Origin of the sequence: Alteromonas sp. PRIM-21, from assembly GCF_027563165.1 — a bacterium.
In the GTDB taxonomy this organism is placed as follows: domain Bacteria; phylum Pseudomonadota; class Gammaproteobacteria; order Enterobacterales; family Alteromonadaceae; genus Alteromonas; species Alteromonas macleodii_A.
Map to the genome: position 1 here is coordinate 21,886 of NZ_JADOEK010000020.1, position 24,778 is coordinate 46,663.

30 protein-coding genes are annotated in these 24,778 nt (G+C 41.1%); 2 read left to right on the forward strand and 28 right to left on the reverse strand.

The genetic code is table 11. From position 1 onward, the window contains the following. Positions 1 to 14 precede the first annotated feature (14 nt). Positions 15 to 3,536 (reverse strand): chromosome segregation protein SMC, encoded by a 3,522-nt coding sequence (smc, locus tag IW644_RS18955; RefSeq protein WP_269918904.1) that lies wholly within the window; start codon positions 3,534 to 3,536, stop codon positions 15 to 17. A gap of 266 nt (positions 3,537 to 3,802) precedes the next feature. On the opposite strand from smc, the gene cysZ reads away from it, so the two are divergent. Continuing rightward, on the forward strand, positions 3,803 to 4,540 hold the full coding sequence (gene cysZ / locus IW644_RS18960) for a sulfate transporter CysZ (protein ID WP_269918905.1): 738 nt from the start codon (positions 3,803 to 3,805) through the stop codon (positions 4,538 to 4,540). 80 nt (positions 4,541 to 4,620) lie between these two features. Here the strand turns inward: cysZ and IW644_RS18965 are convergent, their stop codons facing one another. Both IW644_RS18965 and nlpI read right to left on the reverse strand, forming a co-directional pair. Further along, on the reverse strand, positions 4,621 to 6,264 hold the full coding sequence (locus tag IW644_RS18965; RefSeq protein ID WP_269918906.1) for a sel1 repeat family protein: 1,644 nt from the start codon (positions 6,262 to 6,264) through the stop codon (positions 4,621 to 4,623). Positions 6,265 to 6,276: 12 nt separating this feature from the next. Then, positions 6,277 to 7,179 carry a lipoprotein NlpI gene (gene nlpI / locus IW644_RS18970; RefSeq protein WP_269918907.1) on the reverse strand — a complete coding sequence of 301 codons (903 nt, stop codon included), beginning with the start codon at positions 7,177 to 7,179 and terminating at the stop codon, positions 6,277 to 6,279. A gap of 136 nt (positions 7,180 to 7,315) precedes the next feature. Here nlpI and cdd point away from each other — a divergent pair, with 136 nt between their 5' ends. Beyond that, positions 7,316 to 7,723 (forward strand): cytidine deaminase, encoded by a 408-nt coding sequence (gene cdd / locus IW644_RS18975; RefSeq protein ID WP_333473928.1) that lies wholly within the window; start codon positions 7,316 to 7,318, stop codon positions 7,721 to 7,723. 100 nt (positions 7,724 to 7,823) lie between these two features. Here cdd and IW644_RS18980 read toward each other — a convergent pair whose 3' ends face one another. The 25 genes from IW644_RS18980 to IW644_RS19100 all read right to left on the reverse strand — a co-directional run bounded on the left by IW644_RS18980 (position 7,824) and on the right by IW644_RS19100 (position 24,613). Beyond that, on the reverse strand, positions 7,824 to 8,492 hold the full coding sequence (locus tag IW644_RS18980) for a hypothetical protein (protein WP_269918909.1): 669 nt from the start codon (positions 8,490 to 8,492) through the stop codon (positions 7,824 to 7,826). A gap of 2 nt (positions 8,493 to 8,494) precedes the next feature. Then, positions 8,495 to 9,097, reverse strand: a complete 603-nt coding sequence (locus IW644_RS18985; RefSeq protein WP_269918910.1) for an RNA polymerase sigma factor — start codon at positions 9,095 to 9,097, stop codon at positions 8,495 to 8,497. A gap of 9 nt (positions 9,098 to 9,106) precedes the next feature. Next, a complete protein-coding gene (locus IW644_RS18990; RefSeq protein ID WP_269918911.1) occupies positions 9,107 to 9,799 on the reverse strand; it encodes an energy transducer TonB in 693 nt (230 codons plus the stop codon). 322 nt (positions 9,800 to 10,121) lie between these two features. After that, positions 10,122 to 11,168: a succinylglutamate desuccinylase/aspartoacylase family protein gene (locus IW644_RS18995; RefSeq protein WP_269918912.1), complete on the reverse strand. Its 1,047-nt coding sequence runs from the start codon at positions 11,166 to 11,168 to the stop codon at positions 10,122 to 10,124. Positions 11,169 to 11,262: 94 nt separating this feature from the next. Continuing rightward, positions 11,263 to 12,312, reverse strand: coding sequence for a DUF2157 domain-containing protein (locus tag IW644_RS19000; RefSeq protein ID WP_269918913.1), 1,050 nt, complete (start codon positions 12,310 to 12,312; stop codon positions 11,263 to 11,265). A gap of 77 nt (positions 12,313 to 12,389) precedes the next feature. Next, entirely contained in the window at positions 12,390 to 12,647 is a 258-nt protein-coding gene (locus IW644_RS19005) for a hypothetical protein (RefSeq protein WP_269918914.1), read from the reverse strand. Between the two features lie 20 nt (positions 12,648 to 12,667). Continuing rightward, positions 12,668 to 12,892 carry a hypothetical protein gene (locus tag IW644_RS19010; protein ID WP_269918915.1) on the reverse strand — a complete coding sequence of 75 codons (225 nt, stop codon included), beginning with the start codon at positions 12,890 to 12,892 and terminating at the stop codon, positions 12,668 to 12,670. A gap of 134 nt (positions 12,893 to 13,026) precedes the next feature. Continuing rightward, entirely contained in the window at positions 13,027 to 13,431 is a 405-nt protein-coding gene (locus IW644_RS19015; RefSeq protein ID WP_269918916.1) for an MAPEG family protein, read from the reverse strand. 9 nt (positions 13,432 to 13,440) lie between these two features. Beyond that, positions 13,441 to 13,827 (reverse strand): tautomerase family protein, encoded by a 387-nt coding sequence (locus IW644_RS19020; protein ID WP_269918917.1) that lies wholly within the window; start codon positions 13,825 to 13,827, stop codon positions 13,441 to 13,443. Positions 13,828 to 13,899: 72 nt separating this feature from the next. Next, positions 13,900 to 14,355, reverse strand: a complete 456-nt coding sequence (locus IW644_RS19025) for a nuclear transport factor 2 family protein (protein ID WP_269918918.1) — start codon at positions 14,353 to 14,355, stop codon at positions 13,900 to 13,902. 375 nt (positions 14,356 to 14,730) lie between these two features. Then, complete coding sequence (locus IW644_RS19030) at positions 14,731 to 15,138, reverse strand: hypothetical protein (protein ID WP_269918919.1); 408 nt, start codon at positions 15,136 to 15,138, stop codon at positions 14,731 to 14,733. Positions 15,139 to 15,190: 52 nt separating this feature from the next. Beyond that, positions 15,191 to 15,553, reverse strand: coding sequence for a tetratricopeptide repeat protein (locus tag IW644_RS19035; protein WP_269918920.1), 363 nt, complete (start codon positions 15,551 to 15,553; stop codon positions 15,191 to 15,193). A 115-nt stretch (positions 15,554 to 15,668) separates the two neighbouring features. Next, complete coding sequence (locus tag IW644_RS19040) at positions 15,669 to 16,274, reverse strand: hypothetical protein (RefSeq protein ID WP_269918921.1); 606 nt, start codon at positions 16,272 to 16,274, stop codon at positions 15,669 to 15,671. 142 nt (positions 16,275 to 16,416) lie between these two features. Continuing rightward, a complete protein-coding gene (locus IW644_RS19045) occupies positions 16,417 to 16,818 on the reverse strand; it encodes a hypothetical protein (protein WP_269918922.1) in 402 nt (133 codons plus the stop codon). 244 nt (positions 16,819 to 17,062) lie between these two features. Continuing rightward, a complete protein-coding gene (locus IW644_RS19050) occupies positions 17,063 to 18,085 on the reverse strand; it encodes a hypothetical protein (protein ID WP_269918923.1) in 1,023 nt (340 codons plus the stop codon). 9 nt (positions 18,086 to 18,094) lie between these two features. Then, positions 18,095 to 18,691 carry a DUF998 domain-containing protein gene (locus tag IW644_RS19055; protein WP_269918924.1) on the reverse strand — a complete coding sequence of 199 codons (597 nt, stop codon included), beginning with the start codon at positions 18,689 to 18,691 and terminating at the stop codon, positions 18,095 to 18,097. 73 nt (positions 18,692 to 18,764) lie between these two features. Beyond that, entirely contained in the window at positions 18,765 to 19,259 is a 495-nt protein-coding gene (locus tag IW644_RS19060) for an AAA family ATPase (protein WP_269918925.1), read from the reverse strand. A 153-nt stretch (positions 19,260 to 19,412) separates the two neighbouring features. After that, positions 19,413 to 20,267 carry a DUF1444 family protein gene (locus tag IW644_RS19065; protein ID WP_269918926.1) on the reverse strand — a complete coding sequence of 285 codons (855 nt, stop codon included), beginning with the start codon at positions 20,265 to 20,267 and terminating at the stop codon, positions 19,413 to 19,415. 433 nt (positions 20,268 to 20,700) lie between these two features. After that, positions 20,701 to 21,105 (reverse strand): hypothetical protein, encoded by a 405-nt coding sequence (locus IW644_RS19070; RefSeq protein ID WP_269918927.1) that lies wholly within the window; start codon positions 21,103 to 21,105, stop codon positions 20,701 to 20,703. 118 nt (positions 21,106 to 21,223) lie between these two features. Continuing rightward, a complete protein-coding gene (locus tag IW644_RS19075; protein WP_015067176.1) occupies positions 21,224 to 21,694 on the reverse strand; it encodes a hypothetical protein in 471 nt (156 codons plus the stop codon). A gap of 107 nt (positions 21,695 to 21,801) precedes the next feature. Beyond that, positions 21,802 to 22,392, reverse strand: coding sequence for a GNAT family N-acetyltransferase (locus IW644_RS19080; RefSeq protein WP_269918928.1), 591 nt, complete (start codon positions 22,390 to 22,392; stop codon positions 21,802 to 21,804). A gap of 170 nt (positions 22,393 to 22,562) precedes the next feature. After that, positions 22,563 to 23,192, reverse strand: a complete 630-nt coding sequence (locus IW644_RS19085) for a hypothetical protein (RefSeq protein ID WP_269918929.1) — start codon at positions 23,190 to 23,192, stop codon at positions 22,563 to 22,565. Positions 23,193 to 23,292: 100 nt separating this feature from the next. After that, positions 23,293 to 23,781, reverse strand: a complete 489-nt coding sequence (locus IW644_RS19090) for a GNAT family N-acetyltransferase (protein ID WP_269918930.1) — start codon at positions 23,779 to 23,781, stop codon at positions 23,293 to 23,295. Positions 23,782 to 23,904: 123 nt separating this feature from the next. Beyond that, positions 23,905 to 24,237 (reverse strand): hypothetical protein, encoded by a 333-nt coding sequence (locus tag IW644_RS19095; protein WP_269918931.1) that lies wholly within the window; start codon positions 24,235 to 24,237, stop codon positions 23,905 to 23,907. 175 nt (positions 24,238 to 24,412) lie between these two features. Continuing rightward, entirely contained in the window at positions 24,413 to 24,613 is a 201-nt protein-coding gene (locus IW644_RS19100; RefSeq protein ID WP_269918932.1) for a tautomerase family protein, read from the reverse strand. Positions 24,614 to 24,778: the final 165 nt, after the last annotated feature.

Genomic DNA, 24,778 nt, shown 5'->3' on the forward strand with positions numbered 1-24,778 from the left:
TCTTTCGCCCTTTGTTATGCTTCTGCGAAGGCTACAGCTTCGTCAACGTCTACCGCTACCATACGTGAAACTCCAGGTTCCGCCATAGTAACACCGGTTAAGTGACTAGCCATTTCCATCGCTATTTTATTGTGGGTGATATAAATAAACTGCACTGTTTGTGACATTTCTGACACTAAGTTACAAAAGCGCCCTACATTTGCATCATCCAATGGTGCATCTACTTCATCCAGCAAGCAAAATGGTGCCGGATTCAATCTGAAAATAGCAAACACCAATGATAAAGCGGTTAATGCTTTTTCTCCACCGCTTAAGAGGTGAATCGTACTATTTTTCTTACCAGGGGGACGAGCCATTATCGTTACCCCAGTCTCTAATAAGTCATCATCGGTAAGCGCAAGGTATGCTGACCCACCGCCGAAGACTTTAGGAAATAGCATTTTAAGGTCTTCGTTAACCTGCTCAAAAGTGTTTGAAAAGCGCGTGCGTGTCTCTTTATCAATTTTTCGAATAGCGGACTGCAGAGTTTCCAACGCATCGGTAAGGTCGTTGTGCTGTGTATCCAAATGAGACTTTCTTTGTGACTGGGTCTCGTATTCCTCGACCGCAGCTAAATTTACCGCTCCTAAACGCTGAAGGTTGGCTTGCGTTTTTTCAAGGTCTTCTTGCCAACGCTTTTCTTCAGCCTCTTCTGGTAAGGTTTCTAAAATGCTTTTCAGTGACTGCTGTGTTTCGTCAAGCTGTTCTAAAATCGTATTTGCGCGTACCCGATACCCTTCAATATCAATGTTTAGTTTATCGATGTTTGTCTGTCGGGTTTGTATGTCTTTACCTAGAGCCTGATGCCCTTTTTCGGCTTCTCGCAACCACTGTTCAATATCTTCAAGGCTTCGCTGCTTAGCGCTTTTTAGTTGCTCTAACTCAGCCTTATTCTCTAGCAGAGACTGAAGCTCTGCTTCCTGAATTTCTTCCGGAGACGTAAGATGCGCTAGTTCTTTTTGCAATCTTTCTTTGCTTTTTATGTATTCTTCACGCTGCTCAAGATTACGCGTAACCTGCTGACTATATAAATTCTGATGATTCTCAAGTTGCTGCTTTTTTAATGCAAGCTCATGATTTTGCGACGTTAATGAATCAACTGAAGCGCGCAATTCCGATGTAGTTCGCTCATTTTCTTCACGTTTCGCATTAACTTCATCAATATGCACTTCGTATTCAAGAATCTGCGCTTCTAGAAGTTCTAACTTTTCAGAAAGTTGTGCTAACTGCTCTTCTTCTTTAGCGAGCATTAACTCTTGTTTTGCCAATTCATCATTAAGTTTGGCGCTGCGAGTAGACTGCTGCTCTTGTTGCATTTCAAGTAAAGAGCGCTTGTTTTTAATCTGAACCCGTTGATTTTCTTTTTCAGCTAAGGCATTTTGAGCCGTATGCTTTCGAGCTTCACTTGCTTCTAAAGCTTGCTTCGCTTCCGCAATGGAATGCTCAACTTCTTCAATGAGACTTTCAATATCTTCAATATTATCTGTAAGCGATTTAATTTTGTTAGCACGCTGTAAAGCACCGTCATTCACCTCACCCGGTTTAACGACCCAATGGGAGCTGGCCCATAAACCTGAAGGTGAGATTGCGCTAGAAAAGCCTTTACCATCGCTTTTCATTTCGGTATCAGTTAAGCGTTCCACCTTACTTGCAAGATCTTCATCGTCTTCGCAAAGGTAAATATCATCAAAAAATGCGGGAACCTGTGCCGGTGAAATGTTGCTACCGCCAAGCTCGGTTAATAAAGCATGAGCTAAAGAGCCGGCTTTTGCAGAACTTACAAACAGGTTTTCGGTGTACACCTTTACGCCGGTGGGCAGACGCGCTTTGTTTTTAAGAAGCTCTTGTACGGGGTAGTTTTTTGCGATTACAGGGTCTCTAGCGTGCTGTAATATAGCCTCAATACAGGGTGCAAGCTTTTGGCTTGAGCTAATTTGTTGCCAAAGCTTTTCTATTCCCTCTAATAGCGTATCTTCAAAGTTAGAAGCGTCTTGCTGAAGTGCTTCTAATGCAGATTTGGTTGATTGGGCGGTTTGCAGCTGCCCCAGTGCATCACGACGTTTCGCTTCAATAGCCTGCACTTCAGCATGCTGTTTTTGGAGTTTCTCGCTGGCTGCTTGAACCGCCTGTTTACCTTCATCAATATCAAAATCTAGCTCGTTTGCTTGCTCTTCTAACAATGCTATTTGATCTGAGTAGTCTTCGTCATCAAGCTGTTTTAGCTCGTCTTGCAGTTCGCTAATACGCTGGGATGTGCGAAGCTGCATACTCATTGTAGACTGAATTTGGCTATGACACTGTTGCACATCTTGTCGAAGCTGGTTGTACGTTTGCTCTTGCTCACGAGCTTTTGCGTTAAACTCTCTTAACGCCTGTTCTACGTCTTCAAAACGCGCTTTTGCATGTTCCAGTTCAGCTTCTTTCAGTACAAGCTCTGGTTCAATGTTTTCAAGCGCCTCGTTTGATACAGCAAGTGCTTCCTGCGCTTCATCAATAGAGTGGTTTAGCAACTCATGCTGTTCGTCGATTCGCGCTAACTCTTGCTCTATTTGCCCTTTTCGCTGTTTCGCATGCAGAGCGTTTTGCTCTAATCGCGTGATTGCATTGCTTGTGGTGAATAACTGCTGCTGCAGATCATCAATGACTTGCTTGGTCTCAACTTGCTTAGTTTTATACGACTCAAGCCCTGCTTCATCACCTTGTAACCTAGCATTCAAATCGTCGACTTCTATTTGCAGTGTTTGCTGCTGCTTTTGCAGCGCTTCAATATGTTCGCTATTTTTAAGAAATCTAATTGCCGCAAGCTGGCCTTTTAACTCTCTGGCCTGTGCGCGCAATGTTTTATAGCGGGTTGCTGCGGCGGCCTGTCGCTGTAATTTTTCTAACTGCTTGCCAAGTTCATCGCGCACATCGTTTAAACGTTCGAGATTATCTTGCGTATGCCTGATGCGATTTTCTGTTTCTCTGCGACGCTCTTTGTACTTTGATATACCCGCAGCTTCTTCAATAAACACGCGCAGTTCTTGTGGCTTAGATTCTATAAGCCGTGAGATCATACCTTGCTCGATAATGGCGTAAGAACGAGGGCCTAACCCCGTTCCTAAAAATAGGTCGGTAACGTCTCGCCTACGACATTTGGTACCGTTGAGGAAGTAAGTCGACGTGGCATCTCGAGTTACTAATCGTTTAACCGACAGCTCGTTGTAGTTAGCAAATTCGCCCGCGATCCGCCCTGCACTGTTATCGAAAACAAGCTCAACGCTACACTGCCCCACGGGTTTTCGTGAAGATGAACCGTTGAAGATCACGTCTGTCATTGCATCGCCGCGTAGGTTCTTCGCTGAACTTTCAACTAATACCCAGCGAACAGCATCAATAACATTGGATTTACCACAGCCGTTCGGGCCAACAATGGCAGTCATTTCCCCGGGAAATGGAATGGTAGTCGGCTCAACGAAGGACTTGAAGCCCGCAAGCTTTATCTTCTTAAGCCTCACGCATCATCCCTCTGATACACAGAGTTGCCGGACGAAATCGTCATAGCTTCAGCCCAATATCCCTTCGTGGGATGCTGAATTTGCGGATGATATGGAAATGATGTAATCACACAGAAGGTTCTTTTGTTATTATGTTTCGACTCTACCAAAACTAACAGCTTGTAACAATTACCATTTCGGCGAGTTAGGCACAGAACGCACCAAGGGCGTATGATAGAGTAAATAGTTAATAAACAAAGCGTTTAAAATAACGCGAAGGAGTATGAATGAGTTCAGGTGGTGTACATTATTTCTTTGAAGGCTTTTCGCTTATAAAGACGAAAGGGCTAAAGCGTTTCGTGTTTGTGCCCCTCACTATAAACCTTGTTCTGTTTTCTGTTGCTTTTTATTTCCTGTTCGGCCAAATAGAAATGGGCATAGCCTATGTTATCGACCTTGTACCTGAATGGTTAGGCTGGATAAAAACGGCCATCAGTTTCTTCTTATGGCCTTTAGCGGTAATCAGCGTGTTACTCATTTTCGCTCTTATTTTTGGCACCCTAGCCAACTGGATTGCCGCGCCTTTCAACGGCGTGTTATCAGAAAAGGTTGAGCGTCATTTAACGGGCCAAGACTTGGGTGATGAAAGCGTTATGTCGTTGGTAAAAGACATTCCGCGCACTGTAGGTCGCGAACTGACTAAACTTATTTGGTATTTACCTCGCGCCATCGGTTTTTTATTGCTGTTCTTTTTCCTACCTATTATCGGTCAAGTGCTTTGGTTCTTATTTAACGCCTGGATGATGGCTATCCAGTATTGTGACTACCCTTATGATAACCACAAGGTAGATTTCACTCGGATGCGCTTGCACCTGGGCGAACACAAAGGAAAAGCAATGACCTTTGGTATGATGGTAAACGTGTTCTCGCTCATTCCTGTAGTGAACTTCATTGTTATGCCAGTAGCAATTTGTGGTGCCACATCTATGTGGGTAAGAGAGCTAAAGCCTACGCTTCGAGGGTAGCGAGAAATAGCCCGTTGCAGTACCTGTGAAGGTGGTTGTTGAATAGGACTATGGCATTATCGAAAAGAGTGTGCGGCTGCTTATTTAGAGCCGGTAAATGCTTCGTACTCAGCTAGCCAGTGGGCCGCCTCTTTTCGATTACCGCTATTGTGAAAAGCTTGGAAGAAATTCATTGAGATGGGCCGCTGCGGATTTTGCTTTTCAAGCTGTTGCTGCCAAAGCACCAGATATAAAGGCGGGATCACGCCGCTATCGTGGTGCTCCATAAACGTAATACGTCGGCTAGGTTTGTAGCTATTAAGCCCCAACACTGAACAGGTTTTAGCCCGAGCAATAATGGTTGCCGGGTCTATTTCCAGCCAATTCTCTACCGTTTCATGTGGTGCATACCAATACTCAGTATCTACAACAACGTTGGGCGGTCTGAAGTCTTCAATTCCATCTTGATCGCACAGTTTGTTTGCCATCCCCTTACCAATAGGGTATTCGTCAGCAAAGCCAGCAAAATGCGCTAGTTCATGCACGAATACTGAATAAGCGTCACTAATATCCAAATACATTACACCATTTTGAACATTCGCTTTACCCTGCTCGGCCACTACTACTGCATGGCTAAATTTACGCTTTTTGGCGATATTGGCTAACGGAGTAATATTGCAACCCAAGATACCCGCCCTTTTATAGTTAGCGTCGCATTCCAGCACATCGGTTTTCAGCCAAATAGGCGGAGCTAAACAAATAGAAAGGTTTTTAAGGCGCGAATCATTGTTATATGACTGATAAAGTTCGTGTGCTCGCATGATGGTCGCCAAGCTTGTAGCGAAAGGTTGAACTCGCTGCAGGCAATTTGCTTTACCCTCCCAATTGAAAGCGCCAGATTGCCTTGTTGCTTGCGCCACTGAATACGGAGAATAAAGTTTGATGGCTTCTAGCGCTTTCTCCGCCTGCTGATGGCCTTTTTTCGCCGCAAAATTAAAATGCGACTTAGCCTCTGAGAATTCACCCTCGCCCCATAAAAGCCTTGCGTACTTAAACGCGCTTTGCATGTCTAAGGTTGCTGTAGCTGCCAGCAAAGGCTTCGCTAACTGCTGTTGACCGTGAAGTAGGTACCAATCGGCCAGCGCAGCCTGTGCAGGCAAATAGTCTTGTGACGCTGCGCGTATCAGCCACTTTTCTCGCTTTTCTGGCGAATCGGTAGACATCGCGAAGGCCAGTTGTGCTTCAGCTACATCGCCAAGTGCTGCTAAGCGCATAAAACGCTCTGAAGCACCCTCTTCGCCTAAAATTTGGTACAACAGCCACGCAGCGTCGGCATTTTCTAGATTAACAAGCTTCTCTAGAAAATAGGTCGCTGTCTTTTGATCAATGGAATCTGTAGAGGAAAAGCCGTTGTTATATGCACTCTCAAATATCTCGAGCATGTGGAGTTGTGCAATGTCACTACCCTGCTTTGCAGCCAACCAAAGCAGCGCTAGCGCGTTATCTCGTGGATTATTTTCAAGGGAAGTATCATTGCTTTTAGGGGCGATAGTATCGGACTGAACGCTATCAGAGGTACCAGATTCCTCAACTTCTAATAAGGTACTATCTAATATGGCGCCATCTACGCTTGGGTGCGATGGTAATAGCACGCTAATTGCGTTAGAGATAAGTTGAGGGGCATAGCGCCCGCTATCGCCCGCAACAATAAGCAGTGCAAAGACTGCTAAAAATAAGCCTCGCATAATGCTTTGCGCTTACTCTTCGCTAACTACACCGTTGCTAGCTTTATCACGCAAACGGTTAAGCTCCATTCTTGCGTAACGATGTTCTACGTAGTCGAACACGTTTGTACTTAGCGCAAGCTTGAAGTAATTAGATGCGATGCCGCTATTTCCGCGTAAAGAATGAAACTTACCTAAGTAAAAATACGCTTCGCATAGACGGTCAGTTAGCGCTTTTTGGCTTTTAACACCGTTAAGCAATGAGTTAAGTACATCGTTTTCATCGACAGTACCTAGAAACAAATCCACCAGCGAAGTTGCCCAATGATTGTTGTCTAGCATAGGGCGAATAGACGCTAAGTAAGTTTGGCCTTCCATTTCTGACACATCGTAATGCGCGAAGTAAGACCAAAGTGCACGAAACGGATCGCTGTTATCTTTTTCAAAAAAGTGATTAAGGTCGCTAGTGGCAAGTTCTGCACGGCCACCGTAATAAAGCGCGATGCCACGGTTTAAGAACGCGAAATCGTACTCAGGGTTAATTTCCAACGTAGAGTCAAATGCGTCGTAAGCCTGAATGAAGTCACTCTGCTGGATATAATGAATACCCATAGAATTATAGGCTTCTGCTAAATCAGGCTTTAAATTAATGGCCTGGGTGTAATCGAACTGCGCTAAACCTGCAAGGCCTACGCTGTCGTAAAGCATGCCTCGTTGAAAATGAAGTTCAGCTTTATCTTCATCTGAAAGCGCCGGGCTAGTTAGCACTTGATTATAACGCGCAATCGCCATCTCAGAACGAGGATTAATAGGTGCAGGCTCGGCTAAAAGCAAATTTCCCATTTGTGGTCTTTCTGAAACAGGGGTTGTTTGCGCACAACCGGTTAAAATAGCAGCGAATAGAGAAAAAAAGATGAGACTAACGTTTCTGCACATGGTAAAAAAGCATTCTATAAAAAAAGAAAAAACCGCCTGAGCATTTAATATACGCTTGTCCGCGGCGCTAATGCCGCCAACCTTCTCGCATTTGATGATAAAAGTAAAGCGTATTGGGTGGTTAACACAGGTAGCTATGAAGAAAAATAATTTAGAACAACTATCACAACTTGCTTTTAACGCACAGAAAAACTCTCATTCACCCTATTCCAATTTTAAAGTTGGCGCGGCTGTACTTACCTCTAGTGGAGAGACCTTTGCAGGGTGTAACGTAGAAAGCGCGGCCTTCCCTTTAGGCCAATGTGCTGAGGCCACGGCCATCGGCAATATGGTTACGCATGGTGAAAAACGCATTTCACACATTGTTATTGCCAGCCCGAACGATGAATTTTGTTTCCCGTGTGGCGGCTGTAGACAAAAAATTGCTGAATTTGCGCCAGATGAAACCCCGGTAACCATGGTTAGTCAAAGCGGAGAGAAGTTTGAAACCACAATTGGTGAATTACTCCCCAATGCCTTTAGGGCGCACGATTTAGACAAATAGGTTTATTAACCATACCTTGCAATAAACGAGGCTCAGGCAGTTTTCACATCTACCAGCCTCGTTTTTGTGTTTCTATTAATAAATAGAACACATTTATATATCAGCACATCAATGGCTTAGTAGACTGTTTGATAGACAATATCCTTCCTCGACTATCGAATGCTAACGCAACTTGGGTACCCACGTTAATATCCCCTTCTATACGGCCATTAATATCTAACGATGCAATAAGGCTCTCAGAAACAACAACTTGCTGATTTTCACAATTTACTAATAGCCAATAACCATCTTGTGATTGCAATGTAGCTGGCTGCTGGGTTACCGCTTTAGCTACTAAACTACTCTCGACATATTGGCGAGTGTATGCATTGAAACGGGCTTGATAGTCATTATTGAGATTATTAGCCAGCATTTTGTCTTCACCTGCAAAACCGTGGTAATGAACAATATCTACGCTGTGTGCAGCAGTTTGCATACCTGGCGAGTGGCGGCTTTGGAATGTTCCAATATTGTACACCCCGAGCATGGCAACAATAGCAAAAGCCACAGCGGTAAATCGAAGGGTTGATGACGCAAAATAGGCACGAAGGTGCGAAGCCACAGTAGCGAACATACGCTCTGAGTCACTGCCGTTTGCTTTAGCCTTGTTGTGCGCAAGCACGTTGGCGCGTACCCGGGCGTTTGCTTTTTGAGCTATTGAATCATTTTGCTTTTGGACCAGCTGACTGCGTCTGAAGGCTTCTTGTAGCTCTTTATCTGAAATAGACATGATTACAATTTCTCCAGCATAATTTTAAGACTGTCTTTGGCATATCGAATTCGTGTTTTAACCGTTTCTTTTTCAGCGCCGCACATATCAGCTATTTGCGATAAACTAAACCCCTCAAACTGCAGTGAAAGCGCCTCTTTCTGTTTGTAAGGCAATTGCGCTAAACAAGCTTTAAACACGTCTTTTTCTAATCCTTTAGCAACATCGTTTTCTACCGAAGAGTGCGCGTGCTTAACTAGCTCAGAAACACTAAATTCCTCTACAGCCTCGTTACTATATTCAAGCTTGGCGTTTTTACGAAACTCATCAATAAGTGCTCGCCTACCAATGGTGAACAGCCAAGCTTGGAAATTGTCGCCACTTTTAAATAAATGGCGGTGCTCAATAACTTTTATCCATGTACGCTGACATATATCTTCAGCTATGGAGCTGTCGCTTAATACCTTAAGAAAATAAAATAGCTTGGTACTGTGTAAATCAAAAAGTGCGGCTAACGATGCTTCATCACCTTTTGCGCTATATTGCAGCATTAGCCTTTCACTCACTCCCAGCGCTCTTTCACGCTTACCTTGAAACAGGCTTTGCAAGCTTGCGCCTATACTCATAGGCTATCCTTATTGTTCTAGTTTGAAATCTAATACTACAACCATACCCGGTTGACTAACAGGTTTACCGCCGTCCAGCTTAGGCTTGTACTTCCATTTTTTAAGCGCGCGGCGTGCTGCTCTGTCAAACACACGCTTGGGCTCAGAATCTAATACCTTTATATCCGATACAGCGCCGCTAGCACTTACCGTAAACCCAAGCTTTACCCAACCTTCAACACCATCTCGACTCGCCTCTGGCGGATACGTAGGATCAACCCTAAATTGAGGCGTAGCCTGCATATCACCTTGGGCACTATTTAAATTTATTGATAAATTTAACGCAGTATTAGGAACCTGAGTGTTTATTTCGAAATTACCTGGGCCATCATTTGGCTCGGGGTCAATCTCGACTACTTTTTGCGGCGGCGTTTTTATGACTTGCTTAATTGGCGCAATGGGCTTTTTTGTAATAATCCGTTCTTCTTCAGGCTGATAAATGACGGGTTCAAAAAGCACAGGCGGCGCTTCGCTGATATTCACTTTATCTTGCCTGATAAGCTCTGCCATCAAAACGAATAGACCAACAGTAACCGCTCCACCAGCAAGACCAATGGTGGCAAGGTTTATAGCCCGTTTGTGGAAAGGCGCTTTTGCAAAAGGTAATACACTGGGTTGTTTCAGAACTTGCGAATTAGCGCTTGGTAGAATTGTTGTTTGCATGTTGTTCCCCCTTTTTTCACTAAACGGAGGAACTTAATAAAAGGGGTGAAAATATTTATTGTTTTTCTACAATTGCTTTTGCAGTTTTTATAGCAAGCTTGGCAGCCCTCTAATCATTATTTTCATCTTGGCGCTTATTCAGCTTCGCTGCTGCCATAAGACCAATAATAAAAATGGCGAAGATAACCACGCCTACCCAAATCAATACGTTAAAAAGAAAGTCCATGTCATTCCCTAATCACAGTTTTATGATTTAACTTTAACATTTATTTGACTGAGTAGGCGAATTAGATCATCCAGCCTATTTACTTCATAAACTATGTTATTGAGATTTTTCTATACCAATAGCCATTACAGACTGACCGTCTTTAATGGCTGGCATTTGATTAACCATCATAACCGTACCATCAACAGGCGATTTGAGGGATTCAACTAAATTACCAAAATAGTCGGTGACCTTACCTATGTCTTGCCCAGTTGACACTTTATCGCCTATCTCCACCGAGGCCTTGAAAAAACCGGTTTTTGAGCTTTTAGGGTATTTAATGGTTTCGTAGATAATTGGCGCAGGGTGCGGTTTTGACTGTTCTGGCAACATCTTTAAAAAATACATAGCGTTCTTAGCCACCTCTAGCGCTTTCTCTACAGACTCTTCATCTGTTTGCGCTAAGTGCCCTATTTCGGTAGTAAGACCAGGCTTTCCCCTTGTCATCGCTGTGTTAGGGTATGAAATTGAATTGTTAGGGTCTCTTGGGCGGTCGCCATACATAACAATATGCTGCATGCCAGTTGCTTTCGCGAATTCAAATGTTAAAGCGTCAAGTTCTTCGTCGCCCACAAAAGGAGAATACACATGATTCAATAACGTTTGGTTTGCACTGCCAGAATGCATGTCTATTAAAAAGTCAGCTTTGCCTATAAACTCTCTGGTTAACAACTCAGCAATTTGTTCTGTCGGTGTGCCATCCGCGCTCCCTGGAAACTCCCTATTCAGGTTTTTCTCATCTTTAGGATTTAACGCAATTCTATTTGCATGGAACCCATCTAAGTTTGCCAAGTGCAGTACAACCAACACACCGCTCATCTCATTAGGATTAAGGTTTTGCTGAAGTTGTTGTAAGGCGTACATAGACGGGAACTCATCACCATGAATGCCAGCGGTAAGTAGCAGTACTGGACCGTCTTCTTTTCCGTTTATAACCGTCACCGGCAGCGTTATATTTTTCTCTGTAGCAAGGTAGGACGTTTTCTGACCCGTTTGGGTGGTCACGCCCATCAATTCATAAGGTTCATTTGCGCTAGCGTTTAGGCTAAACGCAGTACAGAGGGAAAAAAGAACACCGGCTAACGCTTTCTTTTTCAACGACATACTTAAAGACTCATTGGTAAATAACGCACTAGTAAGCCAGAACGTTTAAGGATAATCAATAATGAGTATTTTAAAGCACCTTTTAATTAAGCTTTTACCTAAGCCTGCTATCTAAAAGTTCCTGAAATGGCTTTGGCAACGCATTACGGGCTTTACGGGTGATCTTAACTTCATGTTTTTGCCACAATATTCCTATATACACCACGCCTAAACCAATAGCCGTTAAGGCAACAGGAAAAAGCCAACTGTCTCTAAACACATTCGAGGCCAAGTGCCCTAAATAGAAACAGCTGCCTAACGCGCCAAATATTACAAATACTTTTCGGACCAATAATGCGCCTAGCCCAACCATGACTAGGTTTATACAAAAATAGAAAAACTTTGAAAGTTCGCTGTCTGAGTTTTGGCTAGTGAGCCCGCCCCAAAACGTAATAACGCCGAATAAATATAACCAAAATGCGTAGTCGGCAGTGTGCCTTGACCGTAAGTCAACCCAAAACGCCAGTAAGGTCATAAACATGCCGAAGTACATGGATACTTGTGCGCGGAATTCCCATGTGTATGAATTCCACATGTTGTTTTGGTCGATGAGAAGCATGACAGCATCCATACTGATGTACCACAGTGTTACTGCTATAGGCATTATCAAAAATGGATACTTGTACCGCCAAGCTACTATCATGCCGGTCACCAATGTGCCAAGTTCCATGTACAACCACAGCCATTTAACGCGTGTATGAAACTGACGATAGACTGCATCGTTCTCGGGCCAAAGGCCAAGCCACTGTTGAAAACCGTAGATAGCAAGCGGTGTTAAACACACTACAAAGGTTGCGCAAATACCGGCAGGAATAATAAGGTTTTTATTTGCTAAAGAGTTAGTAAGTTTTATCCCTACACCAGCGTAGAGCAATGATATGAAGATTATCCCCAGCCCCCCAAATTGTTCCCACCCTAAATTCATAAACAAAGTCATGGCGCCAATAGCGATAAGGCCGCCCAAGTAATAGAGAATGTGGGTAAAGGTGAAAGCGGGAGTATGCTGGCTTTCTGCCTGAAAGAAGCTGTAGAGGTCAACGCCTTGCTGTTCAGAGATGATCTTCTTCGCTACTGCTTTTTGAATAGTTGCTTTCGTTACTTCCATGTAATTCTCTGAATTAGCTTGTAGAAATTAGAGCTTTTACTTTACTGGGTTATAAGTAAAAAGCCAGCCAAGAGAAGTTACAGAGTATTACTCGTCGCTTTTTCGTAAGCCTTCTCAGATTTGTTCCACATTAAGTGGCCAAAAGCGATACCTGTAATGGGAAAGATGATTAAAGCAATGATTGGGCGTACCCAAATATTCTGTGATGGTTCGATAAGTTCAATCAATACGGACCACAGGATAGCCGTTGTGACGCCCCACCCCAAAACACCGTTTACTAAAACAAAGCGCTGTTTGCCTTTTTTTCGTATTTTCGCCCACTTATTCATATTCATGAAAATATCCTTTTTAGATATTAAGCAATCAGTACAAGGCAAACAAAAACAATGATTAGGCTAACTACACCAACCGCAAAGGTCCTTCCTTCATCTCTACCCGCTCGCGGGTATTTGCCAAAGGTTAAAAGCTTAAGCACCACATGGCCTATACCTTTTATAACAAATTCAATGATAGCTTCTACCACTATCCACTTAAGTATTCGAAGTACAAAGCGGCCTAGCGGTTCTAAAACGTCTTCCATAACTTTAATGCTCTTAATTGCTTTTATTAAATAGCGCTTTTGTTAAATAGTGCTTTTATTAAACGGCGGCTGTCTTTTAATGTTGTCGCTAACGAAGCACTTTAATCAGCCTTCTCGTTCTTCTAACGGCAATACTATAAGCCAATTTCACCAATAAAAATCAAGGTCCACATAGCCAACACAGCGACAAAATTGATAGTAAACACCATACCACGCAATCTAATATTGTTGATAAATATTTGAACAATGCTGTGCATCACTCTGCCAATTACAAATACCCAAGCCAAGTAGATTTGCACACTGTCTATTGGCTCATCCATTGCGATAAGCAATACACTGGCAATGTAAAAAAATATTGGCCACTCGAATTGATTGCTTAGGTTCGCACTGATTTTAGGCTGAATATTGCTGAAAGGGTTTGAACCATCTTTGCTCTGCCCCACTCCCCATACAACTGGTGCGCGAGCTATGGTGAGTAATGCGTAAAGTACAGTGCAAAGAAGTACATGCGTAAATAGCGGAAGTATTAAACTGGACATATTAATGGGCTACACATTCACTTTATACTTCAAATCAAGGGCTTCATCACCTGTCATTCCACGGAAACCCCACTGATACTTTTCTTGTTCTTTAATTGTAATCTCAATATCTACAGGCGAAATTCCTAACTCTAGTTCAATTTGTTTAAACAATGTTTTTATCAGTGACTTTTGCGTGTGTATTTCTCGCCCTTTCATCATGTTTAATTCGATAACTGTGTATGCCTCGGTTCTACCGTCAGGGTAAAAGAAGTCGTCTTTTGACAGCGGCACAAAGCGATGCGCTCTTTTATTTTCAGGTAAGCCTAAGACTGATTGCATACATGAATGTATAACATCTGATAGCTTGCGTTTTATTGGGTTTAATTGTTCGTCTATGCCATAGATTACGATCACGTTGCCGTCCTTTGCGTTTATTGTATTGCGAACGGAGTTTTAGTTATTTTAAGCAGGCTTAACACCTTACCATTACTCTTCGTATTTTCTTATCACTGCTACTTTACCATCTTCAATCTCTAGCACTTCTAATGTTAGATACTCTAGTTCAATTAGTTCTTTAGTTTGCGGGTGAATCCCCTTACTCGTTGTAGTGTATGAAATAGCTACCGCATTGTGCGCAGGTATAATGTGGTTGAGTTGGGCGGTATAAGAGACGTGTGCACCTAAGTAATAAAGCATCCCCTCGCGAATGCGCGCTTTACCATCGGGCATGCGGGAATCGTCAGAATCGTACGGTAAATGCTGATGAGCTACGTCAGCACTAAGAAACGATAGATATTTATCTAAATCATGCTCTGTAGCATTAGGAGATTGCGTTGCTGACCACGCATTAAAGTATTGTCTGCCAAGTTCTTCTAAATCAGTTTGAGCAAATACTTGTATCGACCACAAATAAATAAGCGCTGAAAGTAAAACGCTTTTCATGAAAACCTCCCTGTTTGGTTTTGCTCAAACGCTACGCTAGGCTTCACTTATCGCCTTGCTAACATTTGAGTTTCAAAGCTTCGATTGCTCGTTAGCGTTAGTTGAAAATAGCATAACTAACATTGCACGGACACTATAAATCTATGAAAATTGAGTAGATTAACAGCCAAAGAATTTGGCAGCCGTAACTTAGGCGTTAACAAAGCCCAGGTACAGTTTTTAGTTCAAGGGATTTGGCTACTTTATAAGAAAAGAAAACGCAGCCTACAAGAAGGGGCAAAGAAGCCTGTCTTGTTTAATTACCTAAAAGCTGGAAGTGATACGAAAGACAACCAACCGCATATCCTCCTGATTAAACATCTTGGCTTAAGCACATTATTTTATAGGTTGACGCTCAATAAGCCTTCCTTGCATAGTAACTCCTACGTAGTTTTCAGGATTATCAAGAAAGAATATAAAAACCTGCATGATTTTAAGTTCATTGCTTAGCAAACAATCGTATTTTTTTAAAGCAACATTCTTAATACCTAACTCCATGTTTCTATTTTTAGATTTAAACCAATTTTGAACTTTAGACGTTGCTTGGTTTATATCTAATAGAGGCACTTCGGTTTCAATTAACCCCAGAGTATCACTATGAAAATCACTTTCGATAAAAAACATACCTTCATTGTTTCCATTCACCATTAAGGGCATCTTTAAACAATCAAACCTTTCTCTTTCTGCATCACCAAATGCATTAAATGGTAATATACTCGCCAATAATATGAACAGATATCGCATAACTACCCTTTGCTATTGTTTCGGCAAGCCCGCGAGAAAAATTATTCGTTCGTTATTCATTACGTTGGTCATTGATACAATTAATGTAACCGTCAGCACTTTCTTTCCAGCTTGGTTCCGTTTTACTTAACCTTTCAAAAAGTTTGAGGGCGTCGTCATGTTTATCGAGCTTGTATAAAGCCCGAGCTTTAGCCCACACGAAGTCAGACTCTCCAGGAAACATTTTTATATAAGAATCTACGTTTTCGAGGATAGAGTTGTATTCAGCTTTACTGTCCCAATCGTTAATTCGTTTGACAAATCTTTCATTTAATCTGGGAAACAATAATTTCTTGATCGTAAAAGCGGTTCTGAGTGCCCATAAAATCATGCACGTACCAAACAGGTAAAAAAGTATATCTATTTTTTCTTCCATATAAATCAAATCTCCATGAATGAATAGTGCCAAGCTAAATGGCGCAATCTTAGTCTACTAAAATTAACGGCTAAGGAGCGCAACCTTGCTGTTTTGCGACCTTTTGGGTAACTTGTTATTGTGCTTTCTTGAGATCAATAATTATAGTGTCCGTTCTAGAGTATGTAGTTCCTTTGGCTTCCTCATTAAGAAAAATTCTTACATTTTTAGAAGCATATTCGACAACATAGGCTTTTTTATCCACCTGAGTTACTTTATCAGGAATACCAAAAGGAGTAATAGCCCACTCTATTACTGAGTCAGCGTTTATAGAGTCAAATAGCTGCTCGTTATTTTTATAATCGCTAAATACATTATGTGGGTCTGTTGAAAGTAGAGCTCTTTCAGATTTAGCAGGGGAATTTATACAGCTAAACTTATAACTAAGTGCGAATTGATCTTGGCATCCATATGTTCCGCAATTCATGCCTGGTATCTGACTCTCGCTAAACATTGAACCACTTTTAGTTTCTACAATATTAAAGTCATCCCCACATACTCTTTTAGCAAAAATATGCATTAGTTTTTTATTTTCTTGCGTCGCTCCTGCTGTACCACCATGAATTTCTGCATAATACACATTTTGCTCTATCTCCATTGCTCCTTGCCTAACCCAAGTGGCACAGCTAGTTAACGCAACAACACTAATTAATACCATCCATAACCGAATAAAATACTTCATTCACAACCTCCTTAAACAGTGCGAATAAGACAGGTATAAAATTTGTAACTTTGTAGCGAAACAAGCCTGTCTTGTTTACTCATTTGTTTAGCTAACGCAATGGTGCTAATAGATGTTTGTAAGTGATACGCTCACTCGGTAGTTACCTATTATTTTTAACTGGAAATTTACCTTTAATTGCAAACCAAATACCTGGAAAGCCAAAAGCGAAAAAGAATAATATCGCATTGAATAAAGATGGTTCAGATCTCTTGCCTGATATTAACTCACCATTTCCTAGTTGCCCTAGTAAATACCAAATAGATAACCCAAATACAGTTAAACCAATTACTCGACCTAAGTAATTACGTAACTTTCCAGTAGTGATACACATTACAAAAATGGTTAAGCAGAAAGCACCAAACACATAAATTCCGATTGGCTTACTCATTTCTGGCGCAATTAAAATCATAACAACACCAAACAACCCTGTAATACTACCGAGTAATATTCTAGATAAAGGACTTAACCCTTTGTTTAGGACATATTGACCAGATTTGTACATACTTTCCCTGTAACCCTAATGCTTCATAAAGAAAGGACAATGCATGGCTATACTTAGCGAAGAATGAGCGCCAGCCATACTTTAAACAACTTTACTTAACATGCCAGGCATAACATGAAAAATCAAAACTGTCCCCAAATACAAAAATGTGACTACATAAAGATGCCTGTCGTGATTGATCCGTATTTAGTTTTACTCAAACGCTAAGCTAGGCTTCACTTATTGCCTTGCTTAATTTTGAGTTTCAAAGCTTCGATTGCTCGTTAGCGTTAGTTGAAAAAGAACATAGTTGTCGTTTTATTGTTTCTATTAGTAAATCAGGTAAGTCTACACCTAAGTATGCGGCATGCTTACCGTTTATAGGTGAATGTAGCTTTATTTTCACGTTAGGTACACCCGAGTAGTTAAACCGTTTTATACCCTTAGCTCTCTTCACGAACGTTGTGTTCGTGCTGATATCAGAGATGTTTGAAAAAGTGATTATAAACGGATGAAACAACCCATATCGAACAATGAGGTTATCTTCATAAATCGAAATGGGCCGTATTGCCACAGCTTTATATTCAGCATAGAAAAAAGCTAACCCAAATAGAGTAAAGGCCGAAACTATGCTGGCAAATGAGCTAGACCAAATAAAATGTAGTAGCAGGTGCACAAGCGGCAACTCGATCATCATGACCACAATGAAGCCCATCAAATTACTTTGTGCACCATCTTTTTTATAGTAGTAAAAATGCTGATTACCCAGATACGTACTGCTTTTAATGCGTGAAGCGAATAATGCGAAAGACCACATACGTCCCTCGAACTGAAGTAAGTTGCTAAGCAACGATGAGCCAAAGATACGTTCTATAGGTATCTGCAACGCTAAATCGGGGTCTTCTTTTTTTATAAGAAGTGCGCGAACTGCAACACTTACCGTTATTAAGGTACCTATTTCTAATGCTAACAAAGCTCCGATAGCAAAGTAGCGGCCACTTTCAAGGTAGTGAAACACCACCTTATTTGGTTCTGGAATAATAATGGCGCCAATAAAAACCGCACTACAACACAATACAATGGCTTTCAAAACCGCTTTTTGATTGTCTGACTCGCACAAAAAACACAGTACTGGCAGTACTAGTAATGTATCTAGCATAAACAACCACTCGTGCTTTTCATCACCATAGTCGTTGATAAAGTTCGAGGAGGAATAGTAAAACCACCACCAAAGAGATGCTAAACATAAGAAAGCTAGAGGGATAGAGCTTTTAAAGCGAGTGTTCATTGCACGGCTCTATAAAATCATGAAAATCGAGTAGATTAACAGCCAAAGAATTTGGCAACCGTAACTTAGGCGTTGATAAAGCCCTGGTACAGTTTTTCGTTCAAGGGATTTGGCTAGTTTATAAGAAAAGAAAACGCAGCCAATAACGCTCAATGCAGACAGAAGCCTCAGCGGCCAAGAATAGAAGCTAGAGAAAGTAACGATCAGCGGTGCCACGATAAACGAAACTAACATTATTAGCCCTGACCACGTATGGATTTTATAACTTTTCGAAGGGGTTGTTGTATATGGGTCGGCGTCCATTGGGAAGTAGCCACAAACCCAAGTACAGATGCCATGTATTATTGTCATTGCACCGATAACCATAGTTGGCATATGGCCTGGATGTGAGTTAATGAGGTAATAACCAAACAAAGCGAATAATAAGCCCAACGGATAGTTATTGATTGCAGGAGAGAGTTTCTGCGTTGGACTACCGAATGCGCCAAGTTCACTACAAAACTGCTTCGAATGGCTGTAGTTTGGATAGAATCGAGAAGCAATGTAAATACCCAAAACTATCCAAACCGATGCTGCTAACCCTGTTAAAGATAAAAGGCTATCCAAGTTAATGTCCTCCTTGATTTTATTGCGCTTACAGTAATTAAGCGAAGTCCCTATTCATAAGCAGAAAAACGTTTTAACTGCCTTGGTGCGTAATATTTTGCGTTATCATTTTTTTATTGCCGCTATAGTTTTCATAAAACTGCTGGTGTGCAGTATAAGAAAACGTATCGTCTCTTTTTGTATATTGGGCAATCCAGTCTATCAACATGGGTAAATTATCATCTTGAGCTTGTTTGGTATCGTATTTATGGGGCTCCCAAGGTCTTGCTTTCGCGTTAGCAATACACAACTCAATGGGTAAATTCATAAATATAATTTCTGAAGACTGCCCCTCTACAAGCTTAAGCAGGTCTGTGTAACACCCTTCAATTACCCAAGTCTCATTAGAAGCGGTAAAAGCCCGTATCTCTTGGTCCGACTCTCTAATCGGTTTTCTTTCTGGCGGGCTAGTGGGTTTCCATGCAAGGGTATCGAGATCTAAATGTGCTAAACCGTGAGTTTCACACAAACGGCGCGCTAGCGTAGATTTGCCAGAACCGGAATTTCCGAATATTAAAATTTTAGTCAAGGCGCTTTCACTTAAATCACTTACCAACAGATTTCACAATATGAAACTCAGACTAACGAGTAAAACCAACTATCGGTAATACAAGATGAAAACGCAACATGCTAAAGAGTTTTCGTCATCACAACTACTGAGGGCATACTTTGGAATACCCAGCTAATGGTGAAATTTGACCCATTTATTTTCTTTGCGAATAAACCCTACATTAGTCACGGCATGAGGCCATTGATTTTCCGGGTTGTGCACTATCCCTTTTACCGTCTCTAAACTATCCGTATCCTCTGAACCGGTTACAATGATAACGTCTCTGGAAGGCACATAAACAACAATATCGCCTTTCACTGGAAAGGTTTCTTTCGTCCAAAGCGCATCATAAATCAAAAAAGACGCTTCGTAAGTGCCATCCGCAACCACCATAGAGATAGTCGAAGGATCACCTTTGATTTGTAGTGACTCAATAGCATTCATCAAATTAGACATTGAGAGGTCCCTGAGCTCTTCCTCTTTTACATCTAAGTTAGCAATGTCTTCTCTTGGCATGAACTTGATAGATGAAGGCGTATCAATGGCATAAAGAATATAGAGAACATCATTTAGCTTTTCATAAAAGAAAGGCAGCTCCCCCTCACCACTTTCGCTCATCAATTCAGTTATATGATTTATATAACCTGAATCTTTTATTACGGGAAAGATATTCGCTTTATCTATGTTAGCTTTAGCGTCACTACTGTTCCTTGTTAACGCACTGATGTACGCCTCTATAATTACGTCGAGCTTTTCTGGTTCAGAAAGGTAATTCATATAGGCGTTATCGAGGTATGCGGTTGACGTCCCTCCACCGCTGTAAGTCATCTCAACCTCTAGACGGCCTTTTATTTGTGCACTTATAACCTCTGGTTTGTTGGTAACAGCCTTCACATACCTTTTAGTAAACGCACTTTCATCTAAATTGCTTTCGGCAAAGACACTACTGATAAAAAAGCATACAAACGCTACTATAATTTTTCTCATCGTTACTCACTTATCTCCTTATTTATCGTAAAGCTTACGATTTCCCTTTTGGGACTTACGCTTGTATTAATTAACTTTTCAAACGAAGGGTTTGCTAGTTTTGCATACTCAAACTTGCACTAGTTATTAAGTAATAATTTAATTCATGTTCGCTAGCAGCCATGAAGAGAAACTTTTTAACGATTCATTTTCCATACTTTTCTTTTATTAACACATCAAAGTATTGAGTATCGTTTGGGCATTCGACGCTGTTTTTGGCGAAATCGCTACTGCACCCTGGGTTGCAGAATCCAACGGTATAGCCCCTGTATTCGGCAAGCGAATCGGGCTTTACCGGCTTGCCAGATCTAGGGCAGAACTTATTAATGGGTTCCATAGTTTTTTCTCTGTCGCTAGTTAAGAGATACAACTTATATTGTAATTGCCGTAAAAGCTAAAAATATGCACGTCTCTCACAAATAGAATACGACATATCGCACTTTTCACATGCAATGTTCCAGCTACCGAACCGCTGAGTAATGTTCAACTCACTAGCACATATTGGACAAACTTCATCAAGAAAGGTACTTGGAACGCTACGCCTTAAGCGCTTTGAAAAAAACGTAATGATAGGCCAGAGATTATCATCGATAGTAATCGTTAAGTCGTCTCTTAATTCTTCACAAAACGAAGTAAAAATAAGTTCGTCATGCTCGGCCTTATTAGTTGGGTCTTCGACGCGTGAAGCTAAGACATCCAGTATTTCTTGATAGCGTTCAGGCCAGCGCTCTCTGTCAATATTTTGCTTACAGTCTAATAATTCTTCAATGGTATAACTTGAAAAATTAGGTCTGCTCATGACTTCACACTTGTTGTTTGTTCTATAGTTTGTAAGCCAATTGCGAACAGCCGAGAGCTTTAGCGGCCCCACGCTAATTTAAAATGGAAGAATTACATTTTTTAGCTACTGCCAATGATTAATTCCCTGCTTTACCCGCTTCAAGTATTGGAAGGCCAGCTTCGGTTGGAATATAGATGCGTTCACCCTTTCCATCTTGAAGCCCTTTAATCCATACGTAACGAAGGTATTCTTCATTTCCCTTAAGAGATTCACCGATGATTCTATTAGCCTCAGCAGCAGCTTTTGCACGCTCAATATCCGCTTGTCCCTCAGCTTTAGCTTGTACAATTTTCGCTTCACCCTCTGCTTGCGCCAATGTCACTCTCGCTTTCGCCTGCATCAGGGCCGCTTGCTCTCTGGCTTTGGCTTCTTCAATCAGTATTTGTTTGCTCCACTCTGCTTCTTTTAGTGCGGCAATACCGTCCATCTCTTTTTTATACACTTTGTATTTCGGCCAACCCCAAAATAATGCAGCAATAATTAATACAACTGATACCACCAAAAATACTAGACTTCCGAAAGCTATAGCATGTCTATTTGGGTGCATGTTCTCTCCTGCTTTTTATTGTTATTAAACTTTTTAACATTAGGGGGCGTGATTGCTGACTCGATAAAAATGTAACCCTAATTGCCTATTTAATCTTGAACATTGTGTTAGCAACGCACTGACAATTTAAACTTTAAGTTCTCTTTCACAGAGGGCCACTCTGTATTAATAATCGAAAACACAACCGTATCTCTGTAGCCACCATTAGGCATTTTTTGATGATTCCTAAGCACGCCGTCTTGTTTTGCGCCCAAACGAGTAATAGCGGCTCGAGAAGCCTGGTTATGCCAATTCGTTCTGAACTCTACAGCGATTGCTTCGAGGCTTTCAAAAGCGTGTGTAAGAAGAAGTAGCTTACATTCGGTATTGCATGATGTTTTCTGATAACTTTTGCTGTACCAGGTGTAACCAATTTCCATCCTTTGATTTAAAAGGTCAGCATTACAAAAGCGTGTTGAGCCAATAACCTCTCCACTCGCTTTGTCTATAACCACGAACGGTAACGATAGCCCTTTGGCTTTCTGCTCTAACGCTGTCGTAATATAGTCATCTATAATTTCAGCGCTTGGTACAGAGGTGAACCATAGTTTCCACAGTTCACCGTCCTTTGCTGCGTTCACTAAAGCGTCTGCATGTTCCATTGTTAACGGAACAAGTTTTATGTTCTCAGATTCTAATTCAATATCTTCAAACCACATTTCACTCTCCATGTATGTCCGACTGCGTGTTGCTAAGCATACAATGATTCTAAGAAGTACGTTACACCTAGCGAGACAATAAGAAGCGATGCATTAATTAATGCTCTAAAAGGTAAACTAACCTGCCCGTACGTTCCCTCGCAAAGATGCCTGTCTAGTTTTGCTTACCATCAGTTATCTTCGAGAAACTCATTCAACTTCTGTAGATTGTATTTTATAACCATCTTGTCAATGTAAGACAGGCTGCCTCCATTCAGATGGTTACTTTTTATTTCTAAAGTATCGTCAGCAACTTCTATATAACGGGATAAGTCTAAAGCCTTGAACTCTTCATAAACACTGACTAGTTCTTTATTGTTAATATCGATTTTATCAATCGTCCAAGATAGTCCATCTCGTTCAACAACGAATATAATATTACTAAGAGTATTTTCGCTTATGTTTTCAAAGGTAACGTGAACAGAAACAAAGTTGTTTGAGCTAAAGGGAGTCCAGTATTTATTCAAGTCTGTCGTGTAAACAACACTACCAAAGTCCTTTAATTCGAGCGTTTTCATTAGGGAAATCAAAAATAAAAAACTTTGATCTTCACAGGATAGTCTTTGGTCGACGCCACTTGAACTCTTTAAGTTTAAAGGTATGCATTTTTCAGCTTCAAAGCCCACCTTCACGGTTTCTAGATAATTTTCAACAAGCTCTTTAGCTCTGTGATTTTCACCTAAGATACTTACCATTATAAGCAACAAAACGATGGGGAGAAGCCCAAGATACTTCAATAAAACTCTGCTTCTAAATTTCATAAATTCCTTTTGCGTTCTGACTTATCAAGAACAATCCTATATATGTAAGGCACTACGAAAAAATACCTGTCTAGTTTTGTGTTCCGTGTGTGTGAAGTTATTATGCATCCAAGGCTTTTTGCCAAAAAACAGCGCTGCCAGCCTCTGGGTCTAATTCGTAACTACTAAATCCAAATTTTTTATACGCCGCTTTAGCAACATCATTATTGCTCAGTACCTCAAGGGTAATTTTACAGCAACCACGTGCCTTAGCTATCGACTCCACTTTTTCCAATAATTTTTGACTAAGCCCTAGTCCTCTATAGTTTTTATGAACACAGATATCATGGATGTTGATAAGAGGTTGGCAAGCAAAAGTTGAAAACCCTTCAAAGCAATTAGCTAATGCCGCCGGGCTGTCATCAACGTATACTAAAACACTAAAAGCGTGCGGAATATTAGAAAGCTTAGCAGTAAGGTTTTTCATAGTTGATTCTGCTAGCGGCTCCCCTCCCCCCATAGGATCACATGCGTATTCGTTTAGAAGAAACGGGATATCCTGAGCGTGTTCTTTATTTTCATAATCAGCTTTTACTATCTCTACATTCATAATGGAACATTTTTCCTAGAGAGTTATTTTTAAATATCGTAAGTAGTTATGTAAGGCACAATTGCGAAGCTGGTCTGCTTGTAAATATTCTAGCGAACGAAACGAGTTTTTTTGATTGATGTACTATGTAGCATTCGAAAGCACCGCCATTGCGCAAGAAAAACAGCCTGCAAAAAATAAAAAGTACACCCAGTACCATTCTACTTCTTGTTTCTTTAATTCGTTTTTGTAGTTAGCAACCATGTTGGTTCTGGAGCCTTTGAACGGTCCAAAATTGTTGATAGCGTATTTTTGTTCATTGGGAAGGAAAACGAAATAATCTTTGTGCTTTGGCAAACACTTTCTAAGCTCGTGTATTTCGATTTCTGCCTTTTTAGCTAGATTAATTATGCCTATTCCCTGTGGCTGGCACTGTTCCATAACTTGTAAAATTTTGTCTAAGTCTTCTGATGTCATTTTAAGTCCGTTTAATTTGAGTTTTGGGTGTAAGTTTTAGAGCTAAAATTAATAAGGTAATTGAAATGCAATTACAACACTTACTAAATATATTTCAAAAACCAGATATATTACTAGAGAAAGTTTCGTTTCTTAGAGGCTTTAGACGTGAATATAGCTACAGGCATTAGTAACTCTAAGATTCGCTCTTTTTCCAGTCGTCTGTAAGTTTGCCTGCGAAGCCCCAGTCCTCTTCTTCAATTTCCTGAATTACAACGTGCGTATATTCCGGATTTTTACCTAAAACTCGTTCTAATGAGCCGGTGATATCTTTCACTATTTCAGCCTTCTGCTCGCGACTTGCACCTTTAGTAATCTGTACGTTCACGTAAGGCATAAGGCCCCCAGTTTTTGATTATAGCTATTAAAATGCTGGTACATATCGCTAAGCCTCATTACGCCTTTTGGTTGAAAACAAGCCAAACCAAAATGCCCCTTCTAAAACAAGCCCCAAAATGATGAATAGAAACACACCTGACTGAATACCCATACTGTAAGATGC